Consider the following 351-nt stretch of genomic DNA (forward strand, 5'->3'; position numbering starts at 1 on the left):
TTTTCTACTCTAAGTCAAGTGTTATCAACGATTTTAAGCAATTTTATTTTGAAATACAGGCCTAATCGGGAAATGGCTCCCGGAGAATCGAGTTAAATATCTGATTTAGGGCATGATAAATACAGCCACCTTCTGTAATTTCAAAAAAGAGGCTGTTATAATATCTATTGGATCAATTTTTATGACAAAAGTCTTTGGTTATGTTTGGCTACGTCATAGCTATATAATTGATCATTCTTAATTAAAGCGAAGATCGTCCGTAATAATTTATGGATCGATGCGATAGCGGCCTTCTTGTGACTTGCAGTCTCAGAAGACCGTTTTCGTTTCTCGTAATAATCCGCAATATGA

Annotated in this window: 1 pseudogene; it reads right to left on the bottom strand. The window is 35.0% G+C overall.

The features are described 5' to 3' along the window. Window positions 1-179 precede the first annotated feature (179 nt). Window positions 180-351 (bottom strand): annotated as a pseudogene (locus tag WS44_RS10245) (IS110 family transposase); the annotation flags it as partial.

The sequence above is a fragment of the Lactobacillus sp. N54.MGS-719 genome (assembly GCF_000980505.1).
In the GTDB taxonomy this organism is placed as follows: Bacteria; Bacillota; Bacilli; order Lactobacillales; family Lactobacillaceae; genus Lactobacillus; species Lactobacillus amylovorus.